14 protein-coding genes and 1 pseudogene are annotated in these 13,934 nt (G+C 70.2%); 5 read left to right on the forward strand and 10 right to left on the reverse strand.

Annotated elements, in window-relative coordinates; genetic code table 11:
- Positions 1–21: 21 nt before the first annotated feature.
- On the reverse strand, positions 22–681 hold the full coding sequence (locus tag FL311_RS19595; protein WP_194869268.1) for an LON peptidase substrate-binding domain-containing protein: 660 nt from the start codon (positions 679–681) through the stop codon (positions 22–24).
- Positions 682–828: 147 nt separating this feature from the next.
- Positions 829–1,464 carry a TetR/AcrR family transcriptional regulator gene (locus tag FL311_RS19600; protein ID WP_141327016.1) on the reverse strand — a complete coding sequence of 212 codons (636 nt, stop codon included), beginning with the start codon at positions 1,462–1,464 and terminating at the stop codon, positions 829–831.
- Positions 1,465–1,539: 75 nt separating this feature from the next.
- On the opposite strand from FL311_RS19600, the gene FL311_RS19605 reads away from it, so the two are divergent.
- The gene (locus FL311_RS19605) at positions 1,540–2,787 is read left to right on the forward strand and encodes a serine hydrolase (protein WP_194869269.1); all 1,248 of its coding nucleotides are present in this window, start codon (positions 1,540–1,542) and stop codon (positions 2,785–2,787) included.
- A gap of 168 nt (positions 2,788–2,955) precedes the next feature.
- Positions 2,956–4,107, forward strand: a complete 1,152-nt coding sequence (locus tag FL311_RS19610) for a hypothetical protein (RefSeq protein WP_141326997.1) — start codon at positions 2,956–2,958, stop codon at positions 4,105–4,107.
- A 97-nt stretch (positions 4,108–4,204) separates the two neighbouring features.
- Here FL311_RS19610 and FL311_RS19615 read toward each other — a convergent pair whose 3' ends face one another.
- On the reverse strand, positions 4,205–6,616 hold the full coding sequence (locus FL311_RS19615; RefSeq protein WP_141326999.1) for an MASE1 domain-containing protein: 2,412 nt from the start codon (positions 6,614–6,616) through the stop codon (positions 4,205–4,207).
- 255 nt (positions 6,617–6,871) lie between these two features.
- Here FL311_RS19615 and FL311_RS19620 point away from each other — a divergent pair, with 255 nt between their 5' ends.
- Positions 6,872–7,093, forward strand: a complete 222-nt coding sequence (locus tag FL311_RS19620; protein ID WP_141327000.1) for a DUF5683 domain-containing protein — start codon at positions 6,872–6,874, stop codon at positions 7,091–7,093.
- A 64-nt stretch (positions 7,094–7,157) separates the two neighbouring features.
- Here the strand turns inward: FL311_RS19620 and FL311_RS19625 are convergent, their stop codons facing one another.
- The 3 genes from FL311_RS19625 to FL311_RS19635 form a co-directional block, all read right to left on the reverse strand.
- On the reverse strand, positions 7,158–8,030 hold the full coding sequence (locus FL311_RS19625; protein ID WP_141327002.1) for a hypothetical protein: 873 nt from the start codon (positions 8,028–8,030) through the stop codon (positions 7,158–7,160).
- A 233-nt stretch (positions 8,031–8,263) separates the two neighbouring features.
- Positions 8,264–8,818 (reverse strand): hypothetical protein, encoded by a 555-nt coding sequence (locus FL311_RS19630; protein WP_141327003.1) that lies wholly within the window; start codon positions 8,816–8,818, stop codon positions 8,264–8,266.
- A gap of 73 nt (positions 8,819–8,891) precedes the next feature.
- Positions 8,892–9,494: a putative glycolipid-binding domain-containing protein gene (locus tag FL311_RS19635; RefSeq protein WP_141327005.1), complete on the reverse strand. Its 603-nt coding sequence runs from the start codon at positions 9,492–9,494 to the stop codon at positions 8,892–8,894.
- 146 nt (positions 9,495–9,640) lie between these two features.
- Here FL311_RS19635 and FL311_RS19640 point away from each other — a divergent pair, with 146 nt between their 5' ends.
- Positions 9,641–10,414 (forward strand): helix-turn-helix transcriptional regulator, encoded by a 774-nt coding sequence (locus FL311_RS19640; RefSeq protein WP_194869270.1) that lies wholly within the window; start codon positions 9,641–9,643, stop codon positions 10,412–10,414.
- A gap of 10 nt (positions 10,415–10,424) precedes the next feature.
- Here FL311_RS19640 and FL311_RS19645 read toward each other — a convergent pair whose 3' ends face one another.
- The 4 genes from FL311_RS19645 to FL311_RS19660 form a co-directional block, all read right to left on the reverse strand.
- Positions 10,425–11,084 carry an HAD family hydrolase gene (locus FL311_RS19645; protein WP_141327009.1) on the reverse strand — a complete coding sequence of 220 codons (660 nt, stop codon included), beginning with the start codon at positions 11,082–11,084 and terminating at the stop codon, positions 10,425–10,427.
- A gap of 84 nt (positions 11,085–11,168) precedes the next feature.
- Positions 11,169–11,747, reverse strand: a complete 579-nt coding sequence (locus FL311_RS19650) for a biopolymer transporter ExbD (protein ID WP_141327011.1) — start codon at positions 11,745–11,747, stop codon at positions 11,169–11,171.
- A gap of 24 nt (positions 11,748–11,771) precedes the next feature.
- Positions 11,772–12,260, reverse strand: coding sequence for a biopolymer transporter ExbD (locus tag FL311_RS19655; RefSeq protein WP_046716648.1), 489 nt, complete (start codon positions 12,258–12,260; stop codon positions 11,772–11,774).
- A 128-nt stretch (positions 12,261–12,388) separates the two neighbouring features.
- Positions 12,389–13,129, reverse strand: coding sequence for a MotA/TolQ/ExbB proton channel family protein (locus tag FL311_RS19660; RefSeq protein WP_046716649.1), 741 nt, complete (start codon positions 13,127–13,129; stop codon positions 12,389–12,391).
- 323 nt (positions 13,130–13,452) lie between these two features.
- Between FL311_RS19660 and FL311_RS19665 the strand changes: the two are divergent.
- Positions 13,453–13,934: pseudogene (locus tag FL311_RS19665) on the forward strand (hypothetical protein); the annotation flags it as partial.

Raw genomic sequence — 13,934 nt, forward strand, 5'->3', positions numbered from 1 at the left:
CGAGGAGGGGCCCGGGGTGCTTCAGTTCAGTGGGCCGGAGGGCCGCACGGGCTGGAGCCGGGCGATGAGCTCGCCCACGTCCGCGAGCACCGCCTCCAGCCGGCGCTTCACGTCCAGCTCCACGAGCAGCTGCTGGCGCCGCTCGGCCTCCGGGATGATGGCCGAGGCCACCACGTCCGCGAGCATCCCTCCGCCCGCGCGCGCCGCCACCGGCAGCAGGCTCTCCGCGAAGGTGGGAGGCACGCGCCCGGCCAGCTCGAACACGGCCTGCCGCAGCCGCTCCTCCTCGGGCCCCTGGTAGGGGTGGTCCGCGAGCACCTGCGCGCGCACCTCGCGGTAGGACTTGTCGCCCGACAGCTCGGAGATCATCCGGATGCGGCTGACGCCCTGCAGGAGGATGTTGTAGCGGCCCTCCTCCACCTGCTCGTCCCAGGCGATGACGCCCGCGCACATGATGGGCTGCATGGGGGGACGGCCCTCGTAGTTGCCCTCCCAGCCTGCCTCCAGCTGGGCCAGCGCGACCACGCGGTCCCCCGCGAGCGCGTCACGCACCATGTCCCGGTAGCGCGGCTCGAAGATGTGCAGGGGGATGAGGGTGTGGGGGAAGAGCACCGCCGACGGCAGCGGAAACACCTTCAGCGCGCGGGCGGCGGCGGTCTCGACGCGTTCTTGGGCGGTCATGTCGGGCATCCTTACCCGTGTTGATAAGCCTCCCGGACGCCCGTCGCACCGCAAACCCGCGCGGCGCGGGAGCGGCGGAGCCTGGAGCGGCGCAACCGGCCGGATTCGCAGGGACTTTCCGGCCTGGGAGGACGGTGTTCCCCCGGGTCAGCGCGCGCGAGGCCGGCTGGCCGGAGGGCTCCAGGCCCGCATCGCCACCTCCACCAGCCCGAGCAGTTCCGCCTCGCTCGCGCCGTCCTGGGCCTGCACGGACATGCCCTGGATGATGGCGCCGTGGTAGCGGGCCATGGCCTCCGCGTCCGTGCCCGCGGGCAGCTCCCCCTTGGTGATGGCGCGCTGGATGTGCTCGCGGAACACGTCCACCGCGCGGGTGCGCAGGCTCGCGACGAAGTCCGCCACCGGCTGGTGCTCCTCCGCGCAGCGCAGGAGCGCCGTGGAAATCATGCAGCCAGGAGGCTGCTTGCGGCGCGTGAAGTGGTGGGCCGTCTCGCGCAGCAGTCGCTCGACGGCGGCTCGCACGGTGGGCTCCTCGGTGAACACGCTCCAGGTGTAGGCGCCCGGGCCCTGCTGGTAGCGCTCCAGCACCCGCCGGTACAGGCCCTCCTTGGAGCCGAACGCGGCGTAGAGGCTGGGCGCGGTGAGCCCCATGGCCTGGGTGAGCTGCGCCACGGACGCGCCCTCGTAGCCCAGCCGCCAGAACACCTCCAGCGCCCGGTCCACGGCCTTCGTCTCGTCGAACTCCCGGGGCCGACCTCGGGGTCGGGGGGACAGGTCCTTTTTCATAACGCTCACTATTGAAATCGCGGGAGGCGGCTCCTATTTAAATAACACCCGCTACATAAAAAGGAGTCCCGACCCATGAATCCCGCCATCGCCAGCCTGCTGGTGGCTGCCAGCCTCGGTGTGTCCTCCGCTGCTCCCGCGTCCCCTCCTCCGCCCACCGCGGCCCCCCAGACCTCCGGCCCGGCCGCCGTGGCCCGCGACCTGGACGCGGTCATCGACCAGGCCCTGGCCGAGCAGCGCATCGTCGGCACGGTGGTCACCGTGCTCCGCGATGGAAAGGTCCTCTATCGCCGCGCCGCGGGCTTCGCCGACCGGGAGGCGAAGCACCCCATGCGCGAGGACAACGTGTTCCGGCTGGCATCCATGACGAAGCCGCTCGTCTCGGTGGCAGCGCTGGCGCTGGTGGACCAGGGCAAGCTGTCGCTGGAGGACCCCGTCACGAAGTGGCTGCCTGACTTCCGGCCGAAGCTCTCGGACGGCCGCGAGCCGGTCATCACGGTGAAGCACCTGCTGACGCACACCTCGGGGCTGACGTACGGCTTCCAGCCGCAGAACGAGGCCGCCCACGGGAAGGCGGGCGTCTCCGACGGGCTGGACGAGGTGCCGGGGCTGACGCTGGAGGAGAACCTGCGCAGGCTCGCGACGGTGCCGCTGTCTTCCGAGCCGGGGCAGCGCTGGAACTACTCGCTGTCGACGGACGTGCTCGGCGCGGTGGTCTCTCGCGCCGCGGGGGCGCCGCTGCCGGAGGCCGTGGCGAAGCTCGTCACGAAGCCCCTGGGTTTGAAGGACACGTCCTTCCGCGCGGGCGATGCCTCGCGGCTGGTGGCGGCGTACGCGGACGGCAAGCCCACGCCGACGCGCATGGGCAGGACGCAGGACGTGCCGCTCTGGGGCGGAAAGGTCCGCTTCTCACCGGGACGGGCGCTGAGCGCGGAGGCGTACGCCTCGGGCGGCGCGGGCATGGTGGGGACGGCGGCGGACTACGTGAAGTTCCTGGAGGCGCTGCGCAAGGGCGGCGCGCCGGTGCTGAAGAAGGCCACCGTGGACAAGCTCGGCGCGGTGCACGTGGGGCCGGAGTCGCAGACGCAGGGACCGGGCTGGGGCTGGGGGCTCATCTCCGCGGTGCTGGCGGACGCGGAGCTGGCGCAGGGTGAGCAGGCGCAAGGCACGTGGCAGTGGGGCGGCGCGTACGGACACAACTGGTTCGTGGACCCGCGCAGCGGCGTCACCGTGGTGACGCTGACCAACACCGCGTTCGAGGGCATGTCGGGCGCGTTCCCCGGCGCCGTGCGTGACGCCGTCTACGCGGGGCTGAAGCCGTAGGGGTCCAGCGCCTCGGAGGACCTCATCCGCATCGCCTGGGCCGGGGGATAGCCAGCGACATCCACATGTTTCTGTATCTTTGAAACTTCAGCATCACGAATTCCCGTGCACCAGGAGTGCACTCCTGGACCAGAACTCACTTTGCAGTTCTGTCCGGGAGATTCCGGCTTGAACAAGTCCTTCATCCTGCTGGGGAGCTGTGTCGGCACCCTGGCGCTGAGCGGTTGCGACCCGACGCCCCAGGCGCCCATCGAGGAGTCCTCGCGGTCGGCGTCACTGGAGACGCTGGTCAGACAAGCCGGCGACGGCGTCGCAATACCAGACGGACCCCTACGTCTTCCTCCTTTCTGGAAGTCCGGCTGGACGACCCAGCGGGGCACGCACCTGGACATCGACCCCCAGGGCAGCTTCCTCATCCACGGCGTGGAGCTGCACTCGTCCTTCTACGTCGACTCCCCGGAGGCCCTCGTCAACTTCGACCTGCTGGCGTGGGACGATGGCTGCTGGAAGCCCATCCCCGGCGGCTCCGTGCGCAACAACCCCAAAACGACGACCGTGAAGACGGTGACCTTCACCACGCCCGTGGTCGCCTCCAAGGTCCGCCTCCTGTGGCTCGAATACAGAGCCCCGGCCACCGGCCTGGGCCCCAGCAACACCCACGTGCGCGAGCTGCGCGTGATGGGCCATCCCACCACGCCCACCACCGGTCCGCCGACGTGCATGGCCGGTGAGCAGATCGCCGTGCAGGACGCCCGCTACTCCTACGCGCGCTTCCTCCCCGCCGGATACAACACGGACCGCAACGCTCGCTGGCCCATCGTCTTCTCGCTCCCGGGTACCGGCGGCGTGATGCTGACCGACGACCACCAGGCGGTGAACACCAACGCGGAAGGGCTCGCCTGGAACCTGCGCGACGCCACCTACCGCGCGGGATTCGGTGCCATCTTCAACGTCAGCAGCCTGATGGCGCTGCTTGGCGAGCTGAAGCACGACCTCCTGGTCGACGCGGACCGCGTCTACTTCGCGGGCTTCAGCGGCGGCGCAAACGTCCTCTACGAGTCCACCGGGCTCCCCATCTACACGGACCGCGTCGCGGCCTTCGTCCCCCTCGCCGTCACCGGGCATCCCGCCAACACGGCCAGCATCTGCAACCTGCGCACGCTGCCCATCTGGCCCTTCCACGGCGGCTCGGACTCCATGGGGCCCGCGTCCCAGTCCACCACGCTCAAGACGAAGCTGGAGACGCAGTGCGGAGGCACCACCAGCGCCATGCACGCCACAACTGTCTACGCGGGCGTGGGGCACTCCAACACGGTGTGACAGAACGCCTTCACGGCCCCGGCGCTCTGGACCTGGCTCTTCCAGCAGCGCATCAGCACCCGTCAGCCGTGACACACTCCGCCGGGTGGCGCCGTCCTCAGTGACGCGCGCCGCCCGCGCGGGCCACCACCGGCTCGCGCTCGTCCTCGTCTCGCGAGTCGAGCGCATCCAGCGCGGCGTCCACCGACGCCATCAGCACCTCGGGCCGCACGGGCTTCTCCAGCACCAGGTTCTGCACCGTCTCGATGAAGTTGCGCGTCTCCGCGGTGTAGGCCCCGCCGGAGATGAACACCACGCGCTCAATCAGCTCCGGCGCCATGACCCCCAGCCGCCGGAAGAGCGCCGCGCCGTCGATCTCCGGCATCTGCAAATCACACAGGATGACGTCGAAGCGGTTGCCCGCCGCCACCAGCGCGAGCGCATCCTGCCCCCGCGCGGCCGTGACGACGTCGTGGTAGGGCTCCAGCAGCAGCCGCATGGACTGCGCCAGCCGGGGCTCGTCGTCCACCACCAGCACCCGTCCCCGCCTTCCCGTCGACGGCACAGGCACCTTGTTCCGGGACACCGGGCGCGGCGGCACCTCCACCTGCACCGGCGCCGCCGGCAGGTACATGGTGAAGACGCTGCCCTTGCCCTCCTCGCTGCGCACCTCCAGGTCGCCCCCGTGCGTGCGGACGATCTGCTGGCAGATGGCGAGCCCCAGCCCGGTCCCCTCTCCCGAGGGCTTGGTGGTGAAGAAGGGCTCGAAGATGCGCGACATCACCTGCGGGGCGATGCCCACGCCCGTGTCCACCACGTCCACGCGGGCCCGGCCCGTGACGTCCGTGCTGGTGCGCACGCGCACCTCGTGGAGGCTCGGGTTGCCCTCGGGCACCGCCTGCATCGCGTTGACCAGCAGGTTGAGCAGCACCTGCCCCAGCCGCGCCTCGCTGCCCAGCACCTTGGGCACCGGGCCGAATTCCTCCACCAGCCGCGCGCGGTGGCGCAGCGCATGGCTGATGATGCGCACCGCCGGAGGCACCAGCGCGTTGAGGTCCACCAGCGAGCGCTCCTGGTCCCCCTGACGGCTGAACACCTGGAGGTCGCGGACGATGAGGCGGATGCGCTCGGCGCCCTCCAGCGCGCCGCGCACGCTGGCCTGCACGTCCCGCATCGCCATCATCCCGCTCTCCGACAGCGCGCGCGAGGCGGACTCCAGGTTCAGCACCAGGTAGGCCAGCGGGTTGTTGATTTCATGCCCCACGCCCGCCGCGAGCGTCCCCACCGCGGCCACGCGCTCGGCCGCCACCAGCCGCGCCTGCAGCTCCTTGGTCGCGGTGATGTCGCGATGGGTGGCCACGAAGTGGGACACGTCCCCGCCCGTCGCGCGCACCGGCGACAGCAGCACCTCCGTGGACACGATGCGGCCATCCCTGCGCGGCACCGTCACCTCGACGCAGAGGGACTCGCCCGCCTGGAGCGCCGAGTGCACGCGCTGCGTGAGCCGGGGGTCCTGGTCGCCATAGAGCAGGCACGGGTCCTGGTCCACCATCTCCTCGGGAGGCCGGCCCAGGAGCATGCTCAGCGCCTCGTTGGCGAAGACGGTGCGCAGCCGGCCGGGCCCCACCACCTCCGCGATGAAGACGCCCTCGTGCACGCCGCGCACCGTGGTGGCGAGCAGTTGCAGCCGCTCCACCGCGCGCCGCCGCTCCTCGCTCGCCGCGGCCAGGAGCTGGCCCGTCACCGCGTTGATGACGATGAAGAGCTGGAGCACGAGCAGGTCCTGCGCCACGTTGCCCGAGGAGAACGGCCCCTGTCCGCGCGCCGTGCCAACGATGGCCACCGCCGAGATGGCCAGCGTCGCCAGCGCCGCGCCGCGCGGTCCGAAGCGCAGCGCCGCCAGCGCGGAGATGGGGAACAAGAGGAAGCTGGCCGCGTGCGCGAGCCCCGGCTGCGAGTTCCGGAAGAGGAAGATGCCCACGCCCAGCACCGTCGTGAGCCCGGAGAGCGCCAGCGCCTCGCCCAGGCGGGCGGGCCATGCGGGGCGGCTGAGCACGAGCAGCGGCGGCGCCACCACGAGCACCCCCATCATGTCCCCCACCCACCACACCCAGACGGCGTGGCCCATCTGCTCCCACGGCAGCACGCCGCCCCAGAACAGGCACAGCGGCCCGACGAGCGAGCTGACCCCAGTGCACACCGCGCCCGCGCCCACGCACAGGACGACCACGTCGCGGATGCGTGACAGGTCCGCGTCCATGCGCAGCCGCCGCGTCAGGAGCGCGCCGAGCACCATCGCCAGCGTGTTGCCCGTGGCCACGCCCAGCACCACCGCCGGGGGCGCTCCCGTCGACAGGGTCGCCAGACATGCGCCCAGGAAGACGCCCGGCCACAGCACGGGGCCACGCAGCACCAGTGCGGCCAGCGCGACACCGGTGGGGGGCCACACGGGGCTGACATTTCCCCCCACGGTGGCCAAAGAGAGGCCCAGCCGAGCGACGGCGAGGTACACGCCGGCCAGGACCAGCATCTCGACGAGATGCCGCCCGCGAAGCGCGCGCGCGCTGGCTCGAAGCAGCCCGATGATGACCGTCCCCCCGGAAAGCCCGTCCGCCGACCCGACGGGTTCACAAAGTGGGACCATGGTAGCGGGCTGGGAACGGTATTGCACCTTCCCCTCGCCGCGCAGGGCAGCCAAGCGTCCAGGAGCCGATAGGTGGGCTGCCCTCCGGATGCAATGGCTCCGACCGGCGCGCGTAGGGAAGAACAAGGAGGTACCAAGACGATGTCGCGTCCCGGAATCGCAGCCCTGTTGTCCTTCCTCATCCCAGGCGTCGGGCAGATCTACAACGGGGACATCCTGCGCGGTGTCTTCTGGCTCATCATCACCCCCGGCTTCTGGATTGGCACCGGCGGATGTCTCGGCTGGGTGTGCCACATCATCTCCGCGGCCACGGCCTACAACCGCGCGGAGGACAAGGAGAAGTACCGCGTCACCGTCGTCTGAACGGCGTGAGATGTGGGCTCGCGCGGGTCGGTCGTGGGGGACGGCCGACCCGCGTTTCTTTTCGTCAGGACAGCAGCAGCAGGATGCACAGCGGAATCGCGGCGACGAGCAGCCCCACGCCGAGCGCCAGCACCTGCTGCACGAGGAACAGGTCCTCCAGCCGCTCCACGAGCGCGACCTGCAGCCGCTCGATGGCCAGCGACTCCAGCTCCCGCACCGCCGTGGCGCCATCCGGCGAGGCGACCACCGCGCGCACGGCGATGGCGCCCAGCACCCGGTAGGACTGCTCCATGAAGAAGCGCTCCAGCCCGCCCAGTCGCGAGGCGACCGTGGACGGCGACGAGGGCCCGCCCGCACGCTCGGCCACCGACTGCTTGACCGCCCGGAGCAGCTCCTGGCGGCTGAGCGTTCCCTTGCTCCGCAAGCGTCCGGCGAGCTGCCGCGCCGCGGGCTTGATGACCGCGTAGAGGTAGCCCAACCAGCCGCGCTTCTCCGCCTCCTCACCGAGCCGGGAGGCGCCGCCGTGGAGCATCATCGCGTAGCCGCCCGTCACCGCGAGCGACAGCGGCATGAGCACCAGGCTCAGCAGGTCCAGCCAGGGAGGCCCTCGCGCGCTGCCGAGCCAGAGCGGCGCCAGCACGAAGGCGAGCGCCAGCGCGAGACCGACGCAGCCGAAGATGAAGAAGCCCTTGAGCGCGCCCCACAGCCCCGAGCCGAGGAGGGAGAACGTCACGCCCAGCACGGGCCACAGGTTCGAGAGGGCCGCGGCCACCACGCTTCGACGTGGACCCTCGGGAGCCGCTGCTGTCGGAGCCTCACCGAGGGGTGCCTGCACGGCGGCCAGCTCGTTCGCGCTGGCCGCCACTTCGTCGGAGGGAGCGGCGCCCTGCTCGAGGGCCTCGGCACGCGCGCCCTCCGTCTTCGTCGCGGTGCTCACGTCACCCGCTCCCGGATGCGAAGCTCCGTGCACGGTGGCTTCGGGGCGCATCCGACCACCACGAGCACGCACCGTCCGACAGTCCACGCGGACCCGCGCCCGAGACGATGCCCCGCAAGCCCCCTCACCCCAGGCACGTGGTCCTGCTCCATCAAGCGATGCACCTCACGGCCCCATCGTAAAGGGTGGGGAGGGGCCGCGAAAGCCACCGGCCGTGAGGCGCCCCCTGCGACTCAGGTGCGATGGACGCGGCGGCGCGCGTGCATCTCCTGCGTGAGCCGATAGGTGGAGCCGCCGTCGTCCGACAGGAAGCCCCGCCAGAGGAACGTGTCGTCGGTGACGGCGGTGAACATCCAGCGCAGCGGCTTGCCGTCCATGTCCTTCCCCTCGATGTGGATTTCATCGCCGACGGGGCGACCGACGAGCGAGACGAGGTACCCCGCGGTGGCGCCCATCCACACGACACGCCACATGCCCTGCTCCGGGATGAAGTGCCGCAGCGATGTGCCGATGCGCCTTGCGCCCGCGGACGCATCGAGCCCCTCGGGGTTCGGATAGATGAGCACATCCTGGATGACGCGTCCGTCCAGGACCCACGAGAAGGACCACTCGCCGGGCTGGCGGTAGGTCTGTCTCCCGGTGGCGTCGAAGAACGCGACGTCCACGTCCCAGGCGCCGATGAAGCGGCCGAACAAGGCGAGGGAATCCGCCAGCGCGGGCAAGGGTCCATCCGCGCGCAGCAGCTCCAGCGCCCGCTGCGAGAGCGGTGACTCGGGCTTCGACATCATGATGCACGTCTCCCATCAGGCACCGAATTCGCTCGGCGCCCCTGTGAATGGCACTGCGTTGTCTGGAATGGACTCAGCGCGAAGCGGAGGACACGCGCACCCACGCGGGCGGATAGCGCGTCACCAGTCCGAGCTCATCCGTCTCCACTTCCGAGGTGAAGCGGCCACCGCCGCTCTCGTAGCGATAGCGCGTGGGCGACAGGCGCGTGTAGCGCTGGGGCAGCTTCTCCAGCGACAGGTCCGGCATCCGCACCCACGCCGCCACCACGTCGCTGCCCTGCCCCACCTCCAGCGACAGCCGGCGGATGGGCAGCGTGTTCGTCGACGGAGAGAAGGCCAGGTCCACATCCGTGCAGCCCGCGAACTGGACCACCTCCTCGTCCCCTCGCCACCAGCGCAGCTCGGCGTCCACGCGGAGGTCCAGCGTCCGCGAGACGCCCGCCCCTCGCAGCGCGACGTGGACCTGTCGCGTCCGCCACCGCGAGTCACTCTCCACGGAGTACTCCGCGAGGAAGGGCGTCCCCTCCCGCGAGAGCACCACCGAGCCCGCCAGGGCCCAGCCATCAGCGAGCTCGTGCAGCTCGGCGTATTCGCCGCAGGGCTCGTCTTCGCGCGTCCATTGCCAGGCACGGACGCAGCGGCGCGAGGACTTCGAGAGAAGCTCCAGGTAGGTCATGGGGTAGCCCGTGGAAGTGAGACCACCCTAGGGAACAGCGGCGGCGCCGTCTTACACATCCTTGCTCCCACTGTTCGCGAGCACACGCGCACCGGACCGCTTGCCCGCGCCTCGGCCGACGCGCCATGTTCACGACGATGCCGCGCATGCACGCCTCGCTCCTCTACAGCGCGCCGGACCTCCAGCTCGCCCGCGTCACCTGCGACGGACACGACAGCCCCCGGCCCCGGGAGGAAGGCGTGGACAGCGAGCGGCTCGTCCTCGCGCTGCACGGGCGCTTCCAGTACCGCGACTCGCGCACGCGGGCCGTGGTGTCCCCGGGCGTCGGACTGAGGCTCGGTCCCCAGCGGCCCTGTGAAATCCGCCATCCCCATGGCGGCGGCGACGCCTGCCTGTCCGTGAGAGGAGCGTGGCTGCGTCGCTGGTCGCACTCGGACACATCGACGCTCGCCGTGAGCGCCGAGGCCTATGTGCGCCTCCAGTCCCTCGTGTCCGACGTGGCCCGGAGTGAGCCCCTGGCGCGCGTCCAGGTGGAGGAGGCCCTGGGCCTCATCCTCACCCCCGGCGAGCGAGGCTCCACCCCCGTGAGCCCGCGCGAGCGGGACATCGCCCACGCCATCGCGCACGAGGCCGCGCTCCACTTCGACGCCAAGGTCTCCGTGGAGACCCTGGCCGCGAGCGCGGGCGTCTCCCCATTCCATGCCTGCCGCGTCTTCCGCAAGGTGACGGGGACCGGCATCCACCAGCACCTCCAGGAGGTGCGGCTGCGACACGCGCTCGCCCTCCTGCTGGACACCCGGCTGCCGCTCGCGGACGTGGCGCTGGAGGCGGGCTTCGCCAACCAGGGCCACCTGGGCAACGCCTTCCGCCGTCGCTACGGACAGACACCGGGCGCCGCGAGGAGGACCCGGTCCGTCTGAACGCGTGACGTCAGCCGCGCACCGAGCGAAGCGCCGCGAGCAGCTCCTCCGCCGTGGTCGCCACCGCGCGAGCGCCATTCGCGTGCAGCTCCGCCACGTCGCGGAAGCCCCACGTGACGCCCACGCCGTACATCCCCGCCGCGCGCGCCGTCAGCATGTCCACCGCCGTGTCCCCCACGAAGCCGCACACGCCCGCCTCGACCCCCAGCTCCGTCGCCATCCCCAGCACCGCCGTCGGGTCCGGCTTGCGCGGGATGCCGGGCCGCTCGCCATACACCCGGGCGAAGGGGAGCCCCGGCAACAGCCGCTCCACCAGCCGCTTCACGAAGCTGTCCGACTTGTTGCTCAGCACGCCCATCACCACGCCGTCCGCGGCGAGCGCCTTCAGCATCCCGGGGATGCCCGGGTAGGCCGCGGTCCGGTCGAAGAGGTGCTCGTCGTAGTACGCCCGATAGGTCTCCAGCACCGGCGCCGCCTGGTCCTCGCGGCCCGCGGGCACCGCCCGCCGCGCCAGCTCCCTCACCCCCTCGCCGACGAAGCGGCGGTAGTCGGCCTCCGGATGCGTGGGCAGGCCATGGCGCGCGAGCGCATGGTTCATCGCGTCGGCGATGTCGCCCAGCGAGTCCACCAGGGTCCCATCGAGGTCGAAGAAGACGGCACGAAGCTGCATGGGATGAGGTCTCCAGACAAAACGAAAACGCCCCGGCCGCGGTGGGCCAGGGCGTTCGAGCAGACCGCTCGAGGATGCGCGTCGCTAGTGCGTGGCCGCCGCGGTGGCACCACCGTCCGAGGGCGCCACCGTCATCACCGCGAAGTTGATGTTGTTGTAGCCCGCCGTGGCGCAGCTGAACATCACCCGCTTGATGATGGCGTACTCCACGTCCTTGTGCGCCTGGATGTTGATGTCGCCCTTGAACGTGTTGGCGTCGTCGTTCGCCATCGCGTGCAGGTCCTCGAACTGCTTCTTCATGTCCCGCAGCTTCTCCTCCAGCGCGGGGATGTTGAGGTACTCGTCCTTGGAGAAGTCCTCCACGCGTCCGACGATGGTGCCGGAGACGCTGACCTGGTCGCCGGAGACCATGACGACGGGGTGCATCTCCACCTCGGCGACGTTCACCGCCTCGGGCAGCTGGATGTCCTTGGTCATCATCAGCACCTCGCCCGTCGCGGAGAAGTTCGCGATGAGGAAGAGCACGATGATGACGAACATGTCGACCAGCGGCGTGATGAGCAGGTCGGCGTAGCCGCTGCGCTTGCCGTGCGCGCCGTGTCCGAACACCTTGGAGTGCTGGAGGCGCTTGCCGTACCGCTTGCCTGGAACCTTGATGGCCATGACTGGGTGTGGCTCCGTGCTCGGCTAGCCCATCGCCGCGGACACCGACACCTGGGGCAACCCAGAGCCGATGCACTCGTCGATGATGCGGACCAGGTCCTCGTAGCGGACCTTGTCCTCGGGCTGAAGGGTGATGGCCGTCTGGTCCGGCAGCTGCGCCTTCAACTCCTTGAAGCGCGCCACCAGCTTGGACAGGTCCGTCTTCCCCTTGCCGTCCTTGGTGAGGGGGATGGGGTCGAACGTGCTCTGGTCCGCCGACAGCCGAAGCTCCGTCGGGGTGATGAGCAGCGTCAACTGAACCGTCTTGGTCTCCGTCGGGGGCGGCTCCTCCTCCGTGGAGGGACCTCCCGCCTGGGACACCTGGAGACGACCGATCTGGGTCCAGACGGCCGTCATGATGAGGAAGCTGATGGTCACTGCCATCAGATCGATGAAAGCGGTCAGGTTGATGGCGGTATCGAGCGGCTTCTTGCCGCCCTTGCCACCTTGACCTGTGTCCATTCCGCCGGCCATGGCGTTCTCCTCCTAAGGCCCCGCGCGGTGAGGCGCGGCAAGAGACTGAAAGGGGCGCGCCGCACGTCCCCACTCATGGGGACAGGACAGCGCGCCCGGGTCGCGGGTTCCCGAGCGGGAGGCCCGACTCAGTCGTCGTGGTGGTCCCGAGCGGCGGGGACGTTCAGGTTCTTGAACTTGTCCTTGTTCGCCACGATGAGGTTGAGCACGGAGACGCTGGTCTCGTTGATGTCGTTGACCAGCGACTGGGTGCGACCCATCAGCACGGAGAAGGCGATGAGGCAGGGAATCGCCGTCACCAGCCCGAAGCCCGTGCAGTTCATGGCCTCGGAGATGCCGTTGGCGAGAATGGTCGCCTTGTCGGCCGGGTTCACGTTGGCCACGGCCTCGAAGCAGGAGATGAGACCCGACACGGTGCCGAGCAGACCGGCGAGCATCGCCGCGTTGCCGAGCATCGCGAGGTAGCCGGAGCGGGCCTCCAGGCGGGGCGTCTCGCGCAGGGTGGCCTCGTCGAGCGCCGCCTGAACTTCGTCCTGGCCCTTCGGGACGTTCATCAGACCGGCCTTGATGACGCTGGTCAGCGGCGTGGACTTCTGCCCCGCCACGTAGTTGATGGCCTTGTCCAGGTCACCCGCGTAGATGTGCTTCTTGAGGCCGCGCAGGAAGGCTTCCTTGTTGATGGAGGCCTTGCCGAACAGCACGATGGTGCGCTCGACCATGATGGACAGCGCCACCACGAGACACGCGGCGATGGGGTACATACCCCACTGACCGGCCTCCCAGCGCTTGGCAATCTCTTCGAAGAAGCCCCGCTCGGGGCCCCCCGCGTTGGCGAGCACGGCCAGATTCGTCAAAAACCCCAGGTTCATCGCGTCTTGCCTCCACGGCGGCTCGGCCCGGCGCTCCGGACCTTCCAGAACCTGTCGCCCCCCCGGGCGTGCGCCCCAGTGATTGGGCGGCAGGAATGGATGTTGAAAACGGTGGTGCCGACTTTAGGAATGGCTGTCTGGGGTGTCAAGGCAGGGGGCCCGGCGTTAAGTGCTGAAATCTCACAGGAATTTTGCGCTGGAGTACCCCTTGCCAGCATGGACTCCAGGCAGCAATGCGGGCCATTTCCGGGGGCTTCCCAAGAACGGGCGGTTGTGTCTGCGGGCGCTTGGGCGCCTGGGGGCCGCGTGGTAATGCCGGCGCCATGGCGAGGAAGCGCATTGGCGAGCTGCTCCTGGAGCAGCGGGCGATCAGCGTCGCGCAGCTCGAGGCGGGACTTTCGGCCCACCGCAAATCGGGCCAGCGGTTGGGAGCCACACTCATCGCGCAGGGGGCGATCACCGAGGCGACGCTCGCGGGGGCGCTGAGCCAGGCCCTGGGGATGCCGCAGGTGGACCTGGCGGCGGTGACTCCGGAGTGGGCGGCGGTGCACATGCTGCGCGCCAGGTTCTGCGAGCAGCACGACCTGTTCCCCATCGCGTTGGAGAGCGTGGGCGGGCGCCGTCAGCTCGTCGTCGCGATGAGTGATCCACTCAACGTGCCGGCGGTGGAGGAGATTGAGTTCACCACGGGACTGAAGGTCAGCGTGCGCGTGGCGGCGCTGTCGGCCGTGCGTGGCGCCATCCTGCGCTACTACCACAAGGTGCCGGTGGCGACCGCGAGCGGCGCGGCGGCGGCGACCCCGCC

The organism is Myxococcus sp. AB025B, from assembly GCF_006518215.1.
Lineage (GTDB): Bacteria > Myxococcota > Myxococcia > Myxococcales > Myxococcaceae > Myxococcus > Myxococcus fulvus.